Source organism: Escherichia sp. MR (assembly GCF_005280595.1).
GTDB lineage: Bacteria > Pseudomonadota > Gammaproteobacteria > Enterobacterales > Enterobacteriaceae > Escherichia > Escherichia ruysiae.
In genome coordinates, this window is sequence record NZ_SZVK01000038.1 from 24,202 (window position 1) to 44,266 (window position 20,065).

At 48.1% G+C, this 20,065-nt stretch carries 22 protein-coding genes and 1 pseudogene; 12 read left to right on the plus strand and 11 right to left on the minus strand.

Annotated features, from left to right (window positions below):
- Positions 1–9 precede the first annotated feature (9 nt).
- The 4 genes from FC814_RS15755 to FC814_RS22870 all read left to right on the plus strand — a co-directional run bounded on the left by FC814_RS15755 (position 10) and on the right by FC814_RS22870 (position 3,597).
- Entirely contained in the window at positions 10–2,178 is a 2,169-nt protein-coding gene (locus tag FC814_RS15755) for a DotA/TraY family protein (RefSeq protein ID WP_137326167.1), read from the plus strand.
- A gap of 64 nt (positions 2,179–2,242) precedes the next feature.
- Positions 2,243–2,905 carry a plasmid IncI1-type surface exclusion protein ExcA gene (gene excA, locus FC814_RS15760; protein ID WP_000644792.1) on the plus strand — a complete coding sequence of 221 codons (663 nt, stop codon included), beginning with the start codon at positions 2,243–2,245 and terminating at the stop codon, positions 2,903–2,905.
- Between the two features lie 97 nt (positions 2,906–3,002).
- Complete coding sequence (gene hha / locus FC814_RS15765) at positions 3,003–3,212, plus strand: hemolysin expression modulator Hha (protein WP_137326168.1); 210 nt, start codon at positions 3,003–3,005, stop codon at positions 3,210–3,212.
- A 208-nt stretch (positions 3,213–3,420) separates the two neighbouring features.
- Entirely contained in the window at positions 3,421–3,597 is a 177-nt protein-coding gene (locus tag FC814_RS22870) for a hypothetical protein (protein WP_001054898.1), read from the plus strand.
- A 64-nt stretch (positions 3,598–3,661) separates the two neighbouring features.
- Here the strand turns inward: FC814_RS22870 and dqlB are convergent, their stop codons facing one another.
- Complete coding sequence (gene dqlB, locus FC814_RS23240; protein WP_000609148.1) at positions 3,662–3,757, minus strand: DinQ-like type I toxin DqlB; 96 nt, start codon at positions 3,755–3,757, stop codon at positions 3,662–3,664.
- Positions 3,758–4,255: 498 nt separating this feature from the next.
- Here dqlB and FC814_RS15775 point away from each other — a divergent pair, with 498 nt between their 5' ends.
- Positions 4,256–4,507 carry a hypothetical protein gene (locus FC814_RS15775; protein WP_023225283.1) on the plus strand — a complete coding sequence of 84 codons (252 nt, stop codon included), beginning with the start codon at positions 4,256–4,258 and terminating at the stop codon, positions 4,505–4,507.
- Between the two features lie 71 nt (positions 4,508–4,578).
- On the opposite strand, the gene FC814_RS15780 is transcribed toward FC814_RS15775, so the two are convergent.
- The gene (locus FC814_RS15780; protein WP_001387489.1) at positions 4,579–4,731 is read right to left on the minus strand and encodes a Hok/Gef family protein; all 153 of its coding nucleotides are present in this window, start codon (positions 4,729–4,731) and stop codon (positions 4,579–4,581) included.
- A gap of 568 nt (positions 4,732–5,299) precedes the next feature.
- On the opposite strand from FC814_RS15780, the gene FC814_RS15785 reads away from it, so the two are divergent.
- The 4 genes from FC814_RS15785 to trbC all read left to right on the plus strand — a co-directional run bounded on the left by FC814_RS15785 (position 5,300) and on the right by trbC (position 11,085).
- Positions 5,300–6,286 carry a hypothetical protein gene (locus tag FC814_RS15785; protein ID WP_077123266.1) on the plus strand — a complete coding sequence of 329 codons (987 nt, stop codon included), beginning with the start codon at positions 5,300–5,302 and terminating at the stop codon, positions 6,284–6,286.
- Between the two features lie 217 nt (positions 6,287–6,503).
- Positions 6,504–7,712 (plus strand): IncI1-type conjugal transfer protein TrbA, encoded by a 1,209-nt coding sequence (gene trbA / locus FC814_RS15790; RefSeq protein WP_000121263.1) that lies wholly within the window; start codon positions 6,504–6,506, stop codon positions 7,710–7,712.
- A gap of 18 nt (positions 7,713–7,730) precedes the next feature.
- Positions 7,731–8,801: an IncI1-type conjugal transfer protein TrbB gene (gene trbB / locus FC814_RS15795; RefSeq protein ID WP_077123259.1), complete on the plus strand. Its 1,071-nt coding sequence runs from the start codon at positions 7,731–7,733 to the stop codon at positions 8,799–8,801.
- Positions 8,794–11,085, plus strand: coding sequence for an F-type conjugative transfer protein TrbC (gene trbC, locus FC814_RS15800; protein WP_077136967.1), 2,292 nt, complete (start codon positions 8,794–8,796; stop codon positions 11,083–11,085). Before trbB ends, trbC begins: the two co-directional genes overlap by 8 nt.
- 72 nt (positions 11,086–11,157) lie before the next feature.
- Here the strand turns inward: trbC and FC814_RS15805 are convergent, their stop codons facing one another.
- The 3 genes from FC814_RS15805 to nikA form a co-directional block, all read right to left on the minus strand.
- The gene (locus FC814_RS15805) at positions 11,158–11,967 is read right to left on the minus strand and encodes a DUF2971 domain-containing protein (protein ID WP_077123257.1); all 810 of its coding nucleotides are present in this window, start codon (positions 11,965–11,967) and stop codon (positions 11,158–11,160) included.
- A gap of 122 nt (positions 11,968–12,089) precedes the next feature.
- Positions 12,090–14,792: an IncI1-type relaxase NikB gene (gene nikB, locus FC814_RS15810; RefSeq protein WP_077136968.1), complete on the minus strand. Its 2,703-nt coding sequence runs from the start codon at positions 14,790–14,792 to the stop codon at positions 12,090–12,092.
- A 10-nt stretch (positions 14,793–14,802) separates the two neighbouring features.
- Positions 14,803–15,135, minus strand: a complete 333-nt coding sequence (nikA, locus tag FC814_RS15815; RefSeq protein ID WP_001283947.1) for an IncI1-type relaxosome accessory protein NikA — start codon at positions 15,133–15,135, stop codon at positions 14,803–14,805.
- A 233-nt stretch (positions 15,136–15,368) separates the two neighbouring features.
- On the opposite strand from nikA, the gene FC814_RS15820 reads away from it, so the two are divergent.
- Positions 15,369–15,704, plus strand: a complete 336-nt coding sequence (locus FC814_RS15820; protein ID WP_000157095.1) for a molybdopterin-guanine dinucleotide biosynthesis protein MobC — start codon at positions 15,369–15,371, stop codon at positions 15,702–15,704.
- A gap of 85 nt (positions 15,705–15,789) precedes the next feature.
- On the opposite strand, the gene FC814_RS15825 is transcribed toward FC814_RS15820, so the two are convergent.
- Complete coding sequence (locus tag FC814_RS15825) at positions 15,790–16,638, minus strand: DUF4942 domain-containing protein (RefSeq protein ID WP_137326169.1); 849 nt, start codon at positions 16,636–16,638, stop codon at positions 15,790–15,792.
- Between the two features lie 348 nt (positions 16,639–16,986).
- Between FC814_RS15825 and FC814_RS23565 the strand changes: the two genes are divergently transcribed.
- Both FC814_RS23565 and FC814_RS15840 read left to right on the plus strand, forming a co-directional pair.
- On the plus strand, positions 16,987–17,184 hold the full coding sequence (locus FC814_RS23565; RefSeq protein WP_001161115.1) for a hypothetical protein: 198 nt from the start codon (positions 16,987–16,989) through the stop codon (positions 17,182–17,184).
- Positions 17,185–17,217: 33 nt separating this feature from the next.
- Positions 17,218–17,469, plus strand: a complete 252-nt coding sequence (locus tag FC814_RS15840; protein WP_000148285.1) for a helix-turn-helix transcriptional regulator — start codon at positions 17,218–17,220, stop codon at positions 17,467–17,469.
- 30 nt (positions 17,470–17,499) lie between these two features.
- On the opposite strand, the gene FC814_RS15845 is transcribed toward FC814_RS15840, so the two are convergent.
- The 5 genes and pseudogenes from FC814_RS15845 to FC814_RS15870 all read right to left on the minus strand — a co-directional run.
- Positions 17,500–17,706, minus strand: a complete 207-nt coding sequence (locus FC814_RS15845) for a hypothetical protein (protein WP_021545175.1) — start codon at positions 17,704–17,706, stop codon at positions 17,500–17,502.
- Between the two features lie 61 nt (positions 17,707–17,767).
- Complete coding sequence (locus tag FC814_RS15850; RefSeq protein WP_137326170.1) at positions 17,768–18,709, minus strand: Rpn family recombination-promoting nuclease/putative transposase; 942 nt, start codon at positions 18,707–18,709, stop codon at positions 17,768–17,770.
- 64 nt (positions 18,710–18,773) lie between these two features.
- Positions 18,774–19,040 carry a hypothetical protein gene (locus FC814_RS15855; RefSeq protein WP_001247862.1) on the minus strand — a complete coding sequence of 89 codons (267 nt, stop codon included), beginning with the start codon at positions 19,038–19,040 and terminating at the stop codon, positions 18,774–18,776.
- Positions 19,041–19,132: 92 nt separating this feature from the next.
- Positions 19,133–19,567 carry a hypothetical protein gene (locus FC814_RS15860; protein WP_000218863.1) on the minus strand — a complete coding sequence of 145 codons (435 nt, stop codon included), beginning with the start codon at positions 19,565–19,567 and terminating at the stop codon, positions 19,133–19,135.
- Between the two features lie 243 nt (positions 19,568–19,810).
- Positions 19,811–20,065 (minus strand): annotated as a pseudogene (locus FC814_RS15870) (hypothetical protein); the annotation flags it as partial.

Genomic DNA, 20,065 nt, shown 5'->3' on the forward strand with positions numbered 1-20,065 from the left:
GGAGTTACTGTGAAAATTTTACTTCGCGCACTCTGTGCAGGCCTTGCTATATCCTCACTGCCGGCAATGGCTTCAGTGACCTATCAGGATATTGTGTCTGCCGCCACCAATCCTGACGATCTGTCCCGCCAGGCGCTGGTCACGATATTCGGTGATGTGGTCACCAATCCACTGTCAACCAGCGACCCCACCCTGATCGGAAGCATGTTCTGGGTGTTCAACAATATCATTGCCGTACTTGCTATCGTCTGGTGTATCTTCATTAGTATCCGCCATGTTGTGCGTTCGGGGCATCAGGGACAGGTATTCAGCGTCGGGCGCGATATTGTCGGCATACTGAGTTTCGTCGCAGGTTTTCTGATGATCGTTCCTACCGGAAATGGCTGGAGTCTCGCTCAGCTCATTATGTTATGGGGCGCATCGATAATGGGGGTTGGGTCCGCCAATGTGATGGTGCAAGTTGCCGCTGATAATATCGCAAATGGTTATTCAATGACTGTACAGCCAGTTCAGGCATCCACACGAACAGCAGCGCGTGGCATTTTTGAAATGGAACTGTGTAAGTATGCGGTTAACGCAGGGCTAAATGATTTTAATCAGACGGCCAAATCCTCGACTTCACTGATGACAGAATCAGCTAAAACCGCCAGTGGTAATTACACTGTCACAGTATCCAATGGCAGCGGTATCTGTGGTACTGCCAGCCTGTCAGTAGAAGGGAACGGAACAACAGATCAGTCGACGATTGGAAAATTCTTTAATCCCTTCAGTAAAAACGAATACAGCGGTGTTATCTCAGCACAACGTGCAGCCATGGATAATATGATTAGCGACATGGACAACGCTGCCAGTGAGTTTGTGACAACATTTCTGGAAAAAAGAAATTCTGGCAACGGAACACTGCCGGATATCGAGACACGAATTCAGAAAGCAGCCGACGAATACGAACGTGCTGTGCAAAAATCGCTACCCACTGATAACGGAGAGCAATCCAGAAAAGAGGCTCTTAAATCTTATCTCACAACCTACGGGTGGGTAACGCTTGGCGCGTGGTATCAGACCTTTGCGACAGCTAACCAACGTCTGGCAGAGCTGGCTGACAGAGCTCCAGCTGTAACCTCAATGTCATCACTGGGAGAAGTTGGTGATACTGACTTATTCAGTGCAGTCATGAGTGCCTACAAGACTCAATTACAGAACACCACCTATACACCACCTCTGGGCACTGTTACATCAGCCAATGAGCAACGAATGGCCAATGCGCAAGATCCTAAGTCTGCCTTATCTGAAATGATGAGCTTCTTTGTCTATCGAACCAACTGGATAGCAACAGAGATAAGTGGCACAGGAACAACAAGCGATCAGGTCAATCCATTGATAAAGATGAAAAATATTGGTGATTATACATTAGGAACAACAGAGATTCTCTGGAGTGGATATACAACAGTTAGAGTTCTCGCGACAGTAGGTGATAACTCTATTTTCGGAAAGGTTGCCAATTTATTCTCTGGATTACCTAAAGGATTAGTTGCTCTGCTGGATGCTGCAGCTCCCCCAATATATTTCTTGTTGTTCCTGTTGTTTTGTGCGGGTTTTTCCTTATCAATTTACCTACCATTTATACCATTCATTTTCTGGATGACAGGCATTGGGAACTGGATAGTCAGTGTATTAATAGGATGTACCGCCGGACCTCTGTGGGCTGCAACACATCTTGGAACATCAGAAGACAGAGGAAGTCGGGCAGCCTACGGTTATATATACTTAATTGATAGTATGATAAGGCCGCCCATCATGGTCTTTGGTTTTTTCTTTGCTTCTGTTGCCATCATCGCCGTAGGCACAATACTAAATGCATTATTTGGCGCTGCCCTGGTTAACGTACAGTTCAATTCGCTGACCGGTATTTTCAGTCTTGCTGGTTTCTTGCTGATATACGCCAGAATTTGTACAACCACTGTAGCTGCCATATTTGCCCTTCAGGCCTACCTACCTGATCATGTTATTAATTTCCTTGGTGGGCGTGAGGGAGCCAACACTCTTGGCAGCATGGCAAATTCTGTTAAAGAAATATTTATTGGAGGAAGTCGCAATATCCGACATACTCCTGGAATGAAAACAGATCGTCTTAAAGATAATACAAATGGAAGTGACGACAAGGACGGAATAAAAGGATAATATAAATATTGCACAACCTCCCCATCGGCATTAAAATAATAGATAGTACGAGGGGAGGCATTGTATGAAGGCTAAAAAAGAGACACCTGACAGATTTCCAACTTGGTGGTTGTTATATTATGTATTAAGGAAGGCTTACTTCTTTTTAGGAATACCTTTCTTTTTATTTTGCGCACTGACATCTACACTGATGTTATTTAGTTCTCGTTATTATGGTGACAACATTGAAGATTATGTTGTCACTTTTGGTAGTTGGTTCTTATTACTTGCGCCAGGTATATGGATGTATTCACGTGCAAAAACAAGGAGAGAAAAGATAAGAAAAGTTGTACAAACAATAAAAGAGTCAGGCTTCTACTCTCCAGAGAAGGGGTATGAAGGATTATCTTTAACTCAGGGAGCTTATTTCGGTATTGACCTTAAAAATGGCACAATGTTGTATGTCCGTATCTATCCAGGCAACATTATGGATGTTATCGGTTTTGACATTCATAATTTCACTCGTACTGTAACAGACGACAAAACACTGGAAATTCATACGAAATACATCAACCTGCCAATGGTTCCTATTCCATCATGGTGTACTCATCCAGAAACCGCATCAAACACCATGCACGCTATGGCAAGTCGAGGATATGATTATCCTGTCGACTTTCCTCGTCTGATTCAGGAAAAGCGTAAGGAGTGGGAGCAGATTGCAGGCGTGCCTGTAGCTGAAGTATTTTAAGATAAGCAGCCTCCATAACTGCCGGTTCAGATGAGCCGGCTTTTGTTTGCAACAACACATAGCTTATGCCGTATTAAATAAACCCAAGGACCTATTTATGGCAAAAACAAAACAGGAATGGTTATATCAGTTACGTCGCTGTTCCAGCTTAAAGACACTTGAGAAAATTATTGCTAAAAACCAGGGCACTTTAGCCTCGGATAAAATAGAAGCATTCAACTCTGCAATTGATCATCGCCTTGCGGAACTGACAATGAACAAATTGTACGACAAAGTACCGGCTTCTGTCTGGAAGTATGTAAAATAACCCCAACAAAAAGAGCAGGAAATCCCACACCTGCTCTTATTCATGAATAAACATATCCAATATATTCCAATGCGAAGAAATAATCTCCGTAGAATCCCCCATGAGAAAAATATCATATAGGAGAAAATCGCAATTATCACAGCCAGTGCATTCATTATTTTCGCTGTGTTCTGGCATTAATTATTTTCAACACAAAAAGGAAAAAACAATGAATCTGGTAGACGCCTTTGTCAAAAAAGTAATATCCGGTCCATATGAAGAATATGGAAAATGGTGGATAGATGTCGAATACATTTCATGGGGTGTTCCCGGGAAAACAAGACTGATGTTTGACTCAAAGGAGCAGGCACTGGAAGTTAAAGAAGGGTACAAATTTTTAACGTGAGATCTCTTTTTGTTAAAGGGCAGGAAGCGGTCACCTCCTGCCCTTAGTTACGTTTCCAGGCTTATCAGTCGATAAGTTCCCGGATCAGTTCCAGAACAGCAATCAGCGCGTTTGCAACGGCAACTACTGCCCTGAGAACGATGATTAACAGATTAATCATCCGCTTCTCCATCACTGGAGGAAATCACCGTTGCTTACTCTTACATTGCCTGTCACAACGGCACTTTCAGTGTTAGTTGAAAAGAGACTTCCTCCTGCCAGAGCACTGAACACAGCACCACCTGTTTGTTCAGCCAGGACTTAAAATCTTGCATCCATAGTCCCGATGGATATCACGGCAGAAGTGTCGCCAGACAGAGCTAACCTGCGGATTATAAGGATGGTTGCTATCAAATGAACAGCTCGCTATTATAAGAACGTTAGTTGAAAAGAGATTACCTCCGGTCAGGGCCACCAACTCTGTAACGGAACAGTAAAAAAACCGACCTCACCAGTCGGTTTTTTTACATCTGTTGTTTCTCAAAATCCGCCCGACATGCCCGTCACACCGGGGAAACTCATGCTCTGAATCAGAACCAACCATCTCAACTTTGCCGTCTCCTGAAAAAACTGGCACATTCAGTTCGATAACTACCCATAAATACAGAGAGAAAATCCGATGTCAGAAAAGTGGAGTAAAGAATTCGACTCTTGCTTTCAGGCGGGGAGCATAGAAGAAATTGCCGATGCTCTCGAGAAACGCAGCGGAAGCGAGGAAAATGCGTTAGCCATGCTGGCAATGACAGCCTTCACACTCATGACCCGACGTGGTATCTGCGAAATGCAGAACGTGGCCCCCGATGGCAAAGGCATTCGGCTGGAGCTAATGGGCTTCAGGGAAAATGAAACAATACCGGATACGCTTCATTGAAGAAGAAAGGGCGCAATGAGGTCAGCCTTCGCAACAAAGCGGCGGCAGAAAACCTGCCGCCGTGTTGCCCGTTAACGTTTAACTTCGTAGGCTAACGTTGCCACAAGCACTGTGTTTCCCTGCTGGAGCCGGAGCCCGCAAAGCGAATCCCTCACCATCCAGACAAAACACAAAATCGTCACACAGACGACGATCAACATCATTAAAAATGTTCGCTGTGGCATCATAGCCCCTCCATTGCCTTACGGCGGTTATCGGGCTACTATAATGTTGTTGAGGCATTACAGTAGAGCCCTTGGTTGGTTGATAAAAAAATCTCCAGGGGCTTTCTGCTGTATACCGTCCACAAAACGCTTTCGGCATACAGCCTCAAGCGCCCGCAGCTATTCTAACGACTTTCGTATCTGTAACAATCCTTTTAACCAGCCCCACACATCTCTCGGACATGGTGAGTACAAAAGGCTGCGCTCTCGAACATTTGACATTGAAAATGATTCAGGTGACAGCCTGAATGTAGCAGGAGTCCCCGTCCTTCTGGCATAGAAGATGTCAACGGGCTACTATAATGTTGTCGAAGCATTACAGTAGAGCCCTTGGTTGATTGACAAAAATCTCCAGGGGCTTTCTGCTGTATATGGTTTAGTTAACAAAGAGAGCCAGTGTTCCACTGAGCAAAACCAGTAGCTATTCATGCTTACAATTATCTTCTCCATATCTGAAATAACTCAAACAGCCAAACAGAAACATATGGTTACATCTTGCGTATTGAAAAGAGGTCTTTGAGAAATCAATATGATATCACCGTATATTGATAGGATAATATATATGAAGAAACTATTGATTCGATTAATACCTGATGCAATATATGAGGCTCTGGAAAAGACAGCTCTGCATTCTGAACGCTCCCTGGAAGCACAGGCCAGATATATCCTTAGTTGCTCCGTAGATAATGAAAAACAATTAACTGGTGGTGAACGCTATCAAAGAGAAATAACCGCGCGTCTTAATCAAGCGTTATCAGAAGCTAATAAGGTCATAACAGCCATTAATCTTGTTCCCGCAAGAATTGCAGAACAATTAGGCCATCATGACGCCATAGAATCCGAAAATTGGTTCACCGGAAATGCTGTTCCTAGCTTTACAGAGCTTGACGAATTAAGCGATATCTTTGGATGCTCTCCAGATTGGTTAAAGTTTGGCGAAAATGTACCTTATCCAAAGAGTTCTAAAGGAAGGATAAACTGGAATCGTGGCGGAGAAAAAGATATCGATGCACTTTTAGAGCCTGACAACAAAGGTCGTAAAGTCTCATCTATTCATATTTTCAGGGTAAATGAATCTGGCAATATACTAATACTGAGAGAATTTGAAAACAGCATAACTACAGATTTTTTCTCAACAAACCTTTACTTATCAGACAAAGAAAAAATAGGACAGGGCGGATTCCACGACCTGGTCGATTTCCTTGTAATTTTACAATCCCTTTATTTAAAATATATAAATAGCAATCTGTTAGTGAAAAGCTATAACATTAGCCAATATGCACTGGATTCCTGTTATAAGAGCGGAGAAAAGCACCCCATAACTATATGTAGTGCAGGTGAGACAAGTACCTGGTGGGAAGACATATGGCATGAAGACATGATAGCTCAATCGAGGAATAATGAGTCCTACTTCTGGGATGGTGACAAACCTCTTATTGATAGCCTTCATAAAGAACTTCAAAAAAATAACAGGTTAAAGCCAAACAGTGAGTTAGATATGCCACTAATTGGTTAAACACCAATTAAAGATTATCTAGCTAAAACAACATCGTACACGCATACTGCAAAGCCCTTGGTGAGTTAATAGAAAAATTACTAAGGGCTTATAAAAAATATATACCCCCACATTAGTGACACATTAAAATATTTTTTATTGATGTGTTACCAGCCTGACCCAAAAACAATTTTTAATCTTTCCGTTTGATTTAAATTCCAGAAATGGAGACTTTGTCATGTCTTACAATCGACAGCCTGTCGCAGAAGATCCTATGCAGATATGGGGCGCTGTTGGTGTCCTTCTTATCCTGCTGCTATTCGTCATATGGTTATTCTTGCCGGAAGTGGTTTACGCCAGCTGCCTGATTCTTCATACCTTATGGGGACTGGTCGACTGGGGACCATTTCATAACTATGCAGCACCACGATACAACCTGCTTGCCATGACCGGTAACAACGCCGCCAACATAAGCTATAGCCAGTGGATTAACGTCATGGAGCAGACCATAGGTATTCTGTGGATGTATCTTTTACCTGTGACACTCTGGTGTTTATGGGAATGGTATCAACACCCGGGACAAAGCCGTTTCACCCGCAGACCTGTAGATATTACCCGACTGCCACACATCTTTGCCTCGTTGTCCCCTGCTATCGCCCCAGTACTGGCAGATGGTGATCCGGAAAAACTCTTTCATGGTGGCAAACGGCCTGAGCGGCGGGTTGCTCTCACCCCGGAAGCATTTGTCGAGCAGCATGCACTCATCACCAATATGCAGCTCGATGTTGCAGCTGCAAGACGATGTTTCATGGCCCAGTTGGGTAAACCTTTAACGTCCTGGAAAGACATGGCACCACATGAAAAAGCACTCTTTGCCATATTTGGCCTTCAGTATTTCCTGGATGATCGTAAGGCAGCATTAAAGCTCATGGATACACTGAACCTCTCATGCAGAATTAAAAGCAAACGGGACAGCGGGAAATTCTGTACCCCTGTTTATTCACTGGCCAAATCAGCTTTCCAGAGAGTGATTAAAAGCAACGGAGCACAGCAATGGCTGAAACAACATCGCTACGTCCGCAGTGGGCTGGTCTGGCTGTATGCACATGACCTGCGGCTTACGCCACCCAACTGGATTTGGCTGAAAGGCGTGGACAGAACGCTGTTTTATGCATTACACCGCGCCAATACCACGAAAGGATTTATTGAAGGCGCTGGCGTGGTGGCCGTTGCACGTGCAGAGGCCGAAGCCATGCGTTTTGGCCTTCCCTGCCCTGAACCCTGTGTTGATGAAGCGGTGGAAGGCTTACGGCGGGATATGCTCAGTCTCGGTCTTATCTGGGATGAACCACAACCAGATCGCGACCGGAAACGCCGCATCCTGACCAACTGGTCCCTCACCGACGACATCCTGCCCCGTACACCTGCTACAGACAACGAATTCTGATTATCCGGAGAACTGAAAATGACAATCGAGTACTTTGCAACACGCATTGCAAAACATATTTCCGTGCAGGCAATCTGGCCGGATGGCAAGACAGAAATTATTGCCGTCCTTCCACGGGATGCCCTGTCAGGGCTGGTAACACGAAATAATCAACTGATTCATATAGCCTTTGACGCCATGGGCACCCGTAACAGAGAAACCGTCCTGATTGATAAACAGGAGCATAACGCTGACCAGATACTTACAGCTATTGATTCCTGCCTGCGCCTTGAATACCTGATGGAACGCCGCTTCAGCAGAACACCTTTGTTCCGTGGCATAATCGCCAGCGTTGTGCTGTTCGTAATGGCAACGATTGGCTTCTCTCTGTTCCGCTATGTTGATCGTGTATTCTGGGACGATACAACGCCTGAAGCAGTACAGACAGCAGGTGAGCCACGACTGCTTCCCCCTCACCTGAATCACACTGTGCCATTAAATGAAGGCATTCAACTCCCGGTTCCCCCGAAAAAAGACGTCCAGGTACCGGAGAAAACAATCACAAGCAAAAATCCGGAAGCCGCAGCTGCGCGACATAATCTGGCTACTGTTCTGAAGCGGAACGCCGATCGGGGCATGTTTACCATCAACCTGTCATCCGGTCATGAACGAACCCTGTACGCATTTCTCGATCCTGCCTGTCCTAACTGCAGACTTCTGGAGCCGGCCTTAAAACGCCTGGCCAGCGACTTCAATGTCGTTATCTACCCGGTTTCAGTTATTGGTGGAGAGGAATCCACCGACCGTGTGGCACCACTGCTGTGTGAAAAAGATGCTCAGAAACGTGCTGCCGGCTGGCACCGACTGTATTCCGCAGATAACGGAATGATGACGCCATCAGAAGAAACAACGCCTGCAGATGAAACATGTCTGAGAGCAGCCAGAGCTGCGATTGATGTTAACAATGTCGCCTTCCGTAAGTTCGGATTTGCCGGTACCCCATGGGTGCTGTCCGACACGGGCTGGCATCTGCCTACTGGAATTCTGCAGGAAACTGGCACGCTTAATTTATTCCTGAAAACCACCGACAGCGAGTCTGGCCATGAGTGAACATCGCGTTAACCCCGAGCTTTTACACCGTACAGCCTGGGGAAATCCTGTCTGGAATGCACTCCAGAGTCTCAATATCTATGGCTTTTGCCTGGTGGCAAGTCTTGTGGCCAGTTTTATCTGGCCACTTGCATTACCGGCATGTCTGTTGTTCACACTGATAACGATGCTGGTATTTAGTCTGCAGCGATGGCGCTGCCCTCTTCGTATGCCCATGACGCTGGAATGTGCTGACCCGTCACAGGACAGAATGATTAAAAGAAGCCTTTTCAGCTTCTGGCCAACTCTGTTTCAGTATGAGGTCATCCTGGAGTCACCGGCCAGCGGCATATTTTATGTTGGTTATCAACGCGTCAGGGATATAGGTCGGGAGTTGTGGCTGAGTATGGACGATCTGACCCGCCATATAATGTTTTTCGCCACCACCGGTGGGGGTAAAACGGAAACCATCTTTGCCTGGGCGATTAACCCGCTTTGCTGGGCAAGAGGATTCACCCTTGTCGATGGCAAGGCACAGAATGATACGGCAAGAACGATCTGGTATCTGGCCAGACGCTTTGGCCGTGAAGACGATGTGGAAGTCATCAACTTCATGAACGGAGGAAAATCCCGCAGTGAAATCATTCTGAGTGGTGAAAAAACGCGTCCTCAGTCAAATACCTGGAATCCCTTCTGTTACAGCACTGAGGCATTCACAGCGGAGACAATGCAGTCAATGCTGCCCCAGAACGTCCAGGGGGGCGAGTGGCAGTCCCGGGCCATAGCCATGAACAAGGCTCTGGTATTTGGTACTAAATTCTGGTGTGTGCGCGAAGGCAAAACAATGTCACTGCAGATGCTCCGAGAACATATGACTCTCGAAGGGATGGCCAAACTTTACTGTCGTGGCCTCGATGATCAGTGGCCGGAAGAAGCTATCGCACCATTACGTAACTACCTTCAGGACGTTCCCGGTTTCGACCTGTCGCTGGTCAGGACGCCATCAGCCTGGACGGAAGAACCCAGAAAACAACATGCTTATCTCTCCGGGCAGTTTTCTGAAACTTTCAGCACATTCACGGAAGCATTCGGGGATATTTTTGCTGAAGATTCCGGTGATATCGATATTCGTGACAGCATTCACAGCGACAGGATTCTGATGGTAATGATCCCCGCTCTGGATACATCAGCGCATACAACGTCCGCTCTGGGACGAATGTTTATCACCCAGAAAAGTATGATTCTCGCCCGAGATCTGGGCTACCGCCTCGAAGGAACTGATTCCGATGCACTGGAAGTCAAAAAATATAAGGGGCGTTTCCCTTATCTGTGTTTCCTTGATGAAGTGGGGGCATACTATACGGACCGTATTGCTGTGGAAGCCACTCAGGTGCGTTCACTGGATTTTGCTCTGATTTTGATGGCACAGGACCAGGAACGTATAGAAGGACAGACAACAGCCACGAATACTGCAACACTGATGCAGAACACGGGGACAAAATTTGCCGGCAGGATTGTCAGCGAGGGCAGTACGGCCAGAACGCTGAAAAGCGCCGCCGGTGAAGAAGCCAGGGCGAGGATGAATAACCTGCAGCGTCAGGACGGCATATTTGGTGAGTCATGGATTGACAGCCCACAAATCAGCATCCTGATGGAAAGTAAGATAAATGTTCAGGAGTTGATTGAACTTCATCCTGGCGAGTTCTTTTCTATTTTCCGGGGAGAAACCGTACCATCAGCATCATTCTTCATCCCTGACAATGAGAAAAGCTGCAGCAGCGATCCCGTTGTTATAAACAGGTATATCAGCGTGGATGCACCTCGCCTGGACCGTCTCCGCCGTCTGGTTCCCCGTACAGCTCAACGTCGAATCCCGTCACCGGAAAATGTCAGTGCCATCATTGGCGTCCTGACTGCAAAACCCTCCAGAAAAAGACGAAAAATTCGCACAGAGCCGCACATGATCGTGGATACATTCCAGCAACGCATTGCAGGACGTCAGGCAGCTATGGCAATGCTGGAAGAGTACGACACGGATATCAACGCACGTGAAAGTGCCTTGTGGGAAACAGCGGTGAATACGCTTAAAACGACCACACGGGAAGAGCGACGAATTCGCTATATCACGCTGAACAGACCAGAACTACCTGAAACAAAAGAGGAAAATCAGATATCAGTGAAAGCAGAAAGAGCAGGTATAAACCTGTTAACGTTTCCACAGGACAATAACCACCCGACAGAGCGTCCTGTAAACGGGTTTCATCATAAAAAAACCAACCGTCCGGACTGGGACGGAATGTACTGAACTGTGACCATACTTCGGTCTTCCCGCAAAAAAACTATTTAAAAATGCTGGTACTAGATACCAGCATTCAGATTACAGATTAACCGCATCATTGTAGGTACATATGGAACGTCTGATTTTTATGTCCTTTAACCCTAGATCATCTAATTTTGACCGAAACTGTTCATCAGATTGTTCAAATAAAGGTCCCAACACAATCTCTCTAATTGCCGTATAGGTAAATTTCACCTTATGATAATACGCAATGCCAAAATTAGTATTACGTTTTTCAATACTGTATGGTGGGTATGCATGTTTATTTACTTCAATAAGTCCTCGGACTTCATTTTCACTTTTAAAGTTTTCTCTCTTATATAATGAGCATAGTCTGATAAGACTTACATGAAGTAAGTTATGCCTAAATTCGATGGCGAGATTGGAGCGATTAATATAAGCAAGCAATTCCTTTCTTACATATTCTCGAAACAGTTCTTCTGAATAGATAACAGGACGAAAAACAACGCTACCACTAATAGGTTGAAAATGTTCTTCATACCGGGCAAAAACATGACATTGGGTTATAATCTTCTCATCATAACCAATAGCAACGCCTTTGCCATTATCACCATACTCGCTCCACATGTTGGAACGATCTCCATCAGAACAGAAACAACAAATTAATATCTTACAATTTTCGTCTATCTTATTAGGTGATACTTCTTCTAATAGTCTAATGCAATCCGGAAATTCCTCATTTATTATTCCCTTGACTATTTCATAGCCAGCCGAGTATTCTTCCGGATCATTCATATTCCGAAGATCGGTAAACCATAATTCTTGGTTTTCAATCATTTTAAAAAAAGTTTCAACACTTGCATAACGAAAAGCAAGATTAGTGCTCATAAAACATGATTCCGTCAATAGAGTTACTTAACATTGCCTGACATATTTATTTTTACCACCACATCCATATTTAATATTGGTGATTTTTTCATTCTATAACGAAACTAATAAAGCTTCATCTGTCATCTCATCGGAGAAGGCGGTTCCCAGAGTTTATCCTGCTCCGGCGGAGGCAGTGACGCATCATCATTGCTGTTCGCCGCGATATAATCGCGGTAGTAGCGTTCACTTCCTTCACGGTGATGATCCACGTCCGGTCGCGTAATCCTGTAGTCTTCGTGACCGGTACGGCCTGTCACATTATGCCAGGCAACCATTTCAGCAAAGACCTGGTTAAATTGTTTGTCGTTTCCTTCTGGTTCAAAACCCATGCGTGGATCACGCCCGAATAATACCGGTGCAATCAAATCCAGTTTATCTGCCAGCGCATTGCGGTCATGGTGATTACGGAAAACAACCCTGTCACCATAATCCGTACAGACAAACTCTCCCGTCCGACGGTCACGAAAACGAACACTCCCGTTCTTCTGCAAACGGGCCTCGAGATCACCGGTATTACCGTATACCGGCGTTCCGCCCGGTTCACAAAGCACGACACAGCGGTCTGTTGTCGTTGTGCGTGACTTGTCTTTACGGCGATCGCGATAATCCCAACCTCTCAGCTGCGATACAGCAGCCCTGTCTCCCTGAGCAGCCTGAATTTCGACCCACTGACGGTAAGAGGGTGGATACCACTTCCCGTCAGCAATAAGTTTCTGCCGCTCATCCCTGATGTCTTCTTTCAGCCTGATCAATGCCTGCATTCGCTGAACTTCTGCAATGTGATAATGCAGCTTACGTAATGCCGGATCATCGTACTGCGCACGAATGTGTGACTTCCGCAGACGGCATGCCTGATGAATTTCCCGACAACGTTCCCCATAACGCAGATCCGGTTTACGCCATTGTTCACGCCATGCCAGATAGCGGGCACGCAGGTCAGCACGGGCCTCAGCCCTGGCTTCACGTCGCTGCCGGCGCAGCATTGGATCACGTTTACTGCTGACCCCGTACCTGTCACTGACAGCCAGCTCCGGGTTATAGCGATTTTCAGGTTGCACCCTGTCAAACAAATCTGCTGGGGCACTCACAAAAGGTCCGGCCTGTGGCTCTGCACGCCCCAGTGTCAGATCAGGATGAATGCTGCTGGCCTTCACCGGCGTTTGCTCATGATTAAAGGCATCAACGACAACAAGCCCGTGATGTTGTTTCTGTAGCATCAGTCCCTGTTGTGCAAACAGCTCATGACAACGCTGCCAGGTAAACTCACCCTGTGTGATCATTTCTTCAATCTGAGGGCTACAATGGCTGATGCTGTATCCCCACAGACTTTCTTTGTCAGAAAACAGTTCGCGTTTGATAGCCCCCTGCGGCCCCGTGCCTGTACGCATACGGTGCCATTCTTTATCGGTCGCAGGACAGCTCTCCATACGACGACCACGGAAGCGTTCTGTTGGCGTAACCTGGCGGAAAATATCTGTTGGTACAGGCTGCCAGCCACCATCGAGTTGATTCACATTGTCGAGCGTCAGCAGCGACCATACGCTGTCAGCACGAACGGGAGTCTGGTTATGATCATAACCGTCACAGATAACCAGGTGACCATGCTGAACACGCATCCATAATCCCGCTTCAGCCAGTGTGCGGTGAATAGCCTGGCAGTTTTCCAGCCGTCCTTCCCGTGCCATTTCCGGCAGACGTTCTCCAAGATGACGACAGGCATACTGCTGCAGACTTTCTGTTTCAGCGATTTTTTCCGGGCGAACATCAGCGGCAATGAAGTCCGGATTATAGCGTCCTGGTGCTTCCACCTGGCTGAAAATGTCTTTTGGTACTGGCGTGTAGTCACCCATTTTTTTCATGAGTTTTTCTGCACACCAGGAGGGACCAAACGAGTCAAGCTGTACACCTTCCCTGTTGCGATCCCAGCCATCCATCACCAGAAATTTTCCGTCCATCTGAGACAGGTACAGACCATCTTCCGCAAGACGACGATGCAGGGATAACCAATCATTTACAGGTTCACTGCGTAAACCAGCGACCGCTGTCTGCGCGACATACTCGCGAAAAGTTTGTTTTTTCCCGCGTGTCCACGCGTTCTGGCGATCACGTTCAACGGCGGTTTTGCGAACGATACGATTTCCCGGTGCATGGACCCAGCAACCGTTATCCGGAGCAAAACCATGCTTCAGTTCAAGCTCACGGCAGGCACGACTGAGTTTTTCCTGACTCCAGGATAACCGGTTCAGATAACCCGTTTCAGGGTGTACCCGGTTAACAGCCACATGGACGTGCAGATTATCTGTATCAGTATGCACGGCAGAGACATACTGATGGTCGGCAAGGCCGAGTGATTTCAGCGTATGACGTACACTGTCATAAATCTGTTCCGGACGCGGGCTTTCATGTGACTGCCAGGAAAGGATGTAGTGAAAAACAGGATCAGTGTCATCTTTTGCATAGTGTGCCTGCCGGGCAATGTACTCCATATCTGCAGCGGCAGTTTCAAGAGAAGTACAGTTATGAAAGCAGGTGACACCATAAAAGTTGACCCATTCGCAGCCGTCCTTCATGACATCAACCAGCGCCACGAATGACTCATTTCGAAGACGTGTCGCATAATCAACAAGGCGACTGAAACGGCTTCGGTGCGGTTGTTCAGCCTGCGAAGAAGAAGATAAATCCAGTTCCTCATCGGTCATGTCATCCCGGACAGAGACGTAGGATACCAGGTCTTCGAACGAAGACTTGCCGTCCCTTCTCTTTTTCGGAATGACTGCATTCACCGGAGAATCCTCAACCTTCCATTAACTGTTTACGCAATGTATTTGTAAGTTCGGTTATGGCAACAAGCACTTCTGCGTATTCCTTGTCACCGGTTCTTTTTCCCTGAACAAACAGATGCTTCTGCATCCTTCCCAGTCTCATTAACTCCTTCAGAAAAGCATCATCTGTACGGGAGTTAATTCGCTTATTCAGTGCTGCATTTCGGATGTAAGCAGATACAGTAAGTCCGGAATCTTCAGCTTTTTTCCTGATGGTTTCATCCTCAACAGGAGAGAATCTGAGTGTCCTGACAACTGTCTTTTGCCGTACCTCACTTTTCTTTCTTACCGCACTATCACTCACTTCAGGCTCCTTACGGGGTGTCGGGGCGAAGCCCTGACCAGATGGCAATTGTAATAGCGTCGCGTGTGGCGGTATTACAATTGCACATCCTGTCCCGTTTTTCAGGCCATTATAGCCTGTTATTTTTGTGCATCATAGTCTTATGCAGACGGCAGAGGCAGGGCGCAGCCCTGCCAGGAGTCAGTTTTTGATGATAAAATCAGACTTCAAAATGAAACGGAGAGAAAGTGCCAATGGCTTCTAAAAAATTTTACTCAGATGATGACATCCAGCTGGCAAAAGCTGCTTTATCAGAATTGCCGGACCTCACCGCTCAACGGAAAACATTGCGTGATTTTCTTGATGCCATTCGTGATGACATTATTGTCCTGGTAAGGACAAAGGGTTATACACTGGCAGATGTTCGTGACACGCTCAAAAATGCAGGGTATGAAGTAGGAGAGAAGGCACTTCGTGACATTATTCGGGAAGCAGAATCGAAAAAACCATCCCGCCGTTCTTCCTCTAAAACAGCACCTAAAAAGACAGATTCAGGCAGGAAAGATGGCATCGATATGAACAACAATTAATGTGACAATGTCACATTGTGTTCTGAGATTATGATGGTTACAGAAAAAAAAGCCCCGGCATAAATACCAGGGCTTTTCTGTTTAATCAGACTCGTGGCGGCAATGCACCAGGATAATGCCGTGCAATAATATCATTCAGTTTTTCAACAAGGTCAGAACGCTTAAAGACAATGTGTACGGTCCCTTTCTGGTAGCCACGCACCGTAAAATATTCCCCTTCTAACAGCTTACCGACATTGTCACCGTTCCCGAGAAATTCACCATACTGCGCCCCGATGCTGCTCCGGAAGTCAGGAACGTTGCGCCCCTCCAGCAGATAAAAAGGACGTACCAGGTCATCCAGTGCCTCCCGCCCGCTGCAGTCCAGCGTCACACGTCCGTTACTCCAGCGGTACAGCAGGTTTTCAATAATGATTCTCTTGCCCAGACGGCAGGGATTATTGGTTCTGTAATCCCATGACAATTTCCGGTAGACATCAATCAGTCCCTGTTCAAATGTCTGCATCTTACTGGCATTCAGATGGCGAAAAGTTGCCAGTACATTGTCCAGGGTGATTTCAGGACAGGTGTCGCTCATCAACTGGCTGTTCCACTCATCGCGCTGACATGAACTCATGAAGGTGTACATCCCCGTATCCGTCATCAGGCGGTCCCAGATTTTACGGTCGGCAAGACGGGTGATATTCTTTTTCGCTTCTTCCGGTTTATCCATGCACCGAACGGAATCAGTCACGCAGTCTTCAAACCCGTAAAGAAAAATATCACCTGACGCATCGAGCAGAATCTTGCGCGCTGTCGCCAGGCATTCCATCGCCTGCATGAACAGTGCAATACCTTCGTTACGCTGCGCGATGATGCGGTCGATAGCCACAGACGGAATAACATCTGTCGTGCCGGCAGTATTCAGGTCAGCAGTGGGTAAAGTCTGATTCATCACATTGTCTCCTCATCGTCACGACTGCCGGGTCAGCCAGGTCATTTCCCGGAGGAGCGAAGCTCCTTCTGCCGTCCGGGTCTTCGGGGATTTCCCCGCAGTGGACCTTTCCGACGGGGGACGCTCACCACGTCACGGGGCAGTTGTCCGGGGGCAGACGCAAAAGTTTTTGACGCCTGCGGCAAAAAGTTTTGTGGCTGGTACATCTCTCCCCTGGACGACTGAAACGGGATGTGGTCATGTATGTACCCCCGGAAAGTCCGTCTGCGGAGAACAGGCCGCAGTGCGGCGGCAGACAGGCAGAGACAGCTGCGCCATCAGGCGCAGTGGCCTTACACACCGTAAGGTGTGCAGGGAGCGCCGCATACGGCGCGACTGAAGAAAAACGACGGCACAACAATGGCATGTGGTGGTCACTGGCACACCACTCCCGCACAGGTGAAAACAGAGAAAACCGCACGACATTTACAAGCAAAAAAAGTGAAATTTCTTCACTTTTTTACACTTATTTATCGCGCTGATTTGGCAATTGTGATGATAAAATAAAGTGAAGTTTTTTCACTTTTTCAAAGGTGTTTTATGACCGGCTGGGAACTGCGAATCTGGCGAAAAAGCATGCTCTGGTCACGCGAAAAAGCGGCCAGAGAATTTGGCGTGACGCAGAGAACATGGCACGCCTGGGAAAATGCGGAACAGGTGGACGTCACCGTCTGGAGGACCACCCAGGCACTTTCAGTCCGTGACCTGCTGCCTCACATGCAGGGGATGCGCAAGGCAGATATCATCAGGCGTCTGGAAAATGAACTAGGGGAAACGGCAGAGGATGTGTGAGCGTGATTCACAGCCTGGCAGAATGCCAGGCTACTGCTCATCAGGAAACAGCTTTTTCAGTTCTTCACCGGAAAGTCCGGTTGCCTCCTGAATCCGTTCCGGCGTCCAGCCCATATCCCGCAGCCGGCAGGCTGCTTCCCGCGCCACTTCAAGCGCACCTTTCTTAAAACCTTCTTTAAAACCTTCGTCGAAACCTTCGTCGAAACCTTTCTGTATAAGACGTTCTGCAATCGTCATACTGTTTTCTCTGCTCCTGCTGGCAAAAGGCCCGGTATTTTGCCGGGCCTTTTGGTTCTCATCAGTGAGTGATGTTCTTCAGTTCAGCTTCAGAAAGTCCGGTCAGCTGACAGATTTGTGCTGTCGGCATTCCCGCGTTCCGGAGCTCCCGGGCGATTTCCCGTGCTTTTTGAAGCGCCCCCTGCTGAACTCCCTGCTGGATACCCTGCTGGATACCCTGCTGGATACCTTGCTGGATACCTTCCTGCTTAAGACGTTCTGCCAGTGTCATAATGCTGTCCTCGTGCTGCGGCAGTCGCTGCGCCAGCGTCTGCAAAAATTCAACCGTTACATGTTCGCTGCCATTAAGCAGATAGTTGAAAAGAACTGTAATCTGCTCTTCATCCTGGATGTCCTGCAGTGCTCTGACCAGGTTGTCCAGACACATCAGCATATCCCGCTGACGGATATGCTTCATCAGCAGCGTCAGTGCGGCCATCCGGCGATGGTTCATGATTTCATTGTCATCAACGACAGTGATATCAACCAGCGGAAACGGCTTTGTGTATATTTTAGCCGCAAGTGCCGGATTCTCAAAACAGTCCAGCCAGTTCATGCTGTACGGGTACGGGCTGCGCTCACCATGATAGAACAGTACAGGAATCACCAGTGGCAACGTTTTGTGCTGCTCCAGATGTCTCTGCATCGCCGCCACACTGTAACGTAACATGCGGAAAGGCATGTACAGATTTTCGGTGCTCTGGTGCTCGATGAGCGTATAAACATAGCCATCTTCACCCCCGGTGGTTTTCACGCTCCAGAGGATATCGCTGGCGTACTGATGCAGGTCCGGCTCAACAAAGGTGGCGGGTTCCAGCTTCAGCGAGGACAGGTCGCACAACTGCCGGTACTCCGCCGGAAGATGCAGTTCCAGAAAATCTCTGGCGACGTCGGGATTCGCCAGGAACGACCGGAACGCGGCATCATGCGGCGTGGGCGTTGTGGTGTTTTTCTTCTTACTCACGGTTCCTCCTGGTGAGATGTCTGAACGTATCCTGCCGCCTGCACAGGCAGACGGCAAGGGTTAATCAGTGGCAGACCCGCTCAATTTCAAGCGCGCGGAGCAGGTGGCCCCATTCGCTGACTTTCATAGCGGGGATACGCACCCGCTTCTGCTCACTGCAGCGTCTGGCGATATGGCCGCTCATCGCCAGGACGTCCGGGTTAATCTCATCCTGTGCCAGCTCCTGACGTCTGAAGCGGGTATGGCGGTGCAGGGGTTTATTCTCCCGCAGGCACTCTTCACGCAGACGCTTTACATACTCGGCGGTTGCGAAGATAATTGATGGTCTCATGGCATAATCTCCATAGATAGTGATTGAGATGCCGGACTTCCTGGCGGGGAAGCGCCGGCGGAGAGAGGCAGGGTTTATCGCCCTGCCTTTTTTCATTTCGGACAGCGACGCAGTGCCAGCGCGAGCGCTTTCATCTTCCAGCCTTCCGGCGTGCGGTACATCACCTTCCAGTAGCCGTCGATGAACACATAATGGAAGCGCACCTCTTCAGTGCTTTCAGTGGCAATAGCCTCCCTGAAAGAACGGTACTCACGCGCCTCACTGTCCATCCGGAAACCACTGTCACGTCCGTAATAAGCCGTCACACCGTCCACCGGGTTCTGAAGCGTATGCCCGGCGGGTTTGTCGCAACGGGGACCGAGGCAACGGATATCACCGTGTTCAACCAGGGCTTCGGCCTGCTGACCGGTGGCATAGTGGGTATGCAGGATGCGACCGTTCCAGGTCGGCTCACCGTGCAGGTGGCAGTAAACGGTACGGAACACCCCGTCGCGGCAAAAAACGGAAATCGTGCTGCTGACAGTCATGAAAACGTCTCCTTCTGCTGAATCAGGTCGCCGGGCCGACCGGTTGCTCCCCGGAGGGGCGAAAGCCCCTTCTGCCGTCCACTTCTTCGGGGTTTCTCCCCGCAGTGGACCTTTCCGATGGGGCGTCCGTCACCACGTCACGGGGCAGCTGTCCGGGGGCGGACGCAAAATTTTTTGCCGGGTTTATGGCTAAAAATTTTGTGGACGGTATATCTTCCCCTGGACTGCTGAAACGGGATGTGGTTACTCCAGCCCCCGGAAAGTCCACAGCGGGAAACAGGCCGCAGGGGTGGCGGCGGAAGGGTTGACTGCGCCATCAGGCGCAGTGGCCTTACACACCGTCAGGTGTGCAGGGAGCGCCGTTTCCGGCGCGACAGGGGCGGCGCGACCGGAACGGTCGCTGCAAGCCTGGTTTTTCAGACATCGGACCGTAGCGGCAGCCCGAAACCGCGCCAGCGGGTTCGGCGGAGACTGGCGGGTGCGCCAGCAGCTGCCTGT